Origin of the sequence: Lamprobacter sp. (genome assembly GCF_034860625.1) — a bacterium.
Lineage (GTDB): Bacteria > Pseudomonadota > Gammaproteobacteria > Chromatiales > Chromatiaceae > Lamprobacter.
This window is the reverse complement of record NZ_JAYESN010000711.1, coordinates 1-712: the sequence shown is the minus strand read 5'-3', so window position 1 is coordinate 712 and position 712 is coordinate 1. Positions and strand designations below refer to the sequence as shown.

Annotated in this window: 1 protein-coding gene; it reads right to left on the bottom strand. The window is 61.7% G+C overall.

From position 1 onward, the window contains the following. Positions 1-482, bottom strand: a 482-nt coding sequence (locus VBE63_RS30895) for a superoxide dismutase family protein (protein WP_323686763.1), incomplete at its 3' end; no start/stop codon positions are given. Positions 483-712 lie beyond the last annotated feature (230 nt).

Genomic DNA, 712 nt, shown 5'->3' with positions numbered 1-712 from the left:
TCGTGGATCACCAGGGCGGCGCCGTCGCGATCAAAGAGCTGCTTGTCCATGTCTGAGACGCGGGTCATCACCTCGATCTCGAGCCGACCGTTGTCGGGGACGTGGATGTTGGGCATGTCACCGAGATGGGGGCCATCTTCGACCAGATAGCCATGGGCATTGGCCTCCTCGGCGGTGAGATGACCGCCCGCGGAATCAAAGGGCGGTTCGCAGGCACCAGTCTCGTGGATATGGAAGGCATGCACGCCCGCCGGGAGTCCACCAAGGCGCGCATGTAATAGCACGCCGTTGGGGGTTTCACTCAGCAGCACCGCGCCAACGGTGTTGCCGTTTAGGTCCTGCATCATGCTCTCGCCCAAGGTCGGCTCAGCAGCGAGTGGCAAGCTCAGCGCGGCACCGAGCAAGCCCGCCGGGATGGCAAGCCAAACCTTGCGGAGTATGCGAGGGCGGATACGCGGGATGGTGGAATGGGTGGAGGGCATCAGGAAGTCTCCGTGTCGGTTCGTGAATGCGGGCTGCTCATCAGCCGCCTTTGCGGTAGCAACCGGTAGCACAAGCTGAACGCAAACTTGATACCAGAACCAGTCTCCCCCCGAGGTTTAACAGGTCCCTGCCTGTCCAGCGCGCAACCAGCCCATCAGCCATTGCCGATATCCACCATCGACGGGTTGTATTGACCCACGACTGATCAGCCACGTTAGCCTCAACGAGC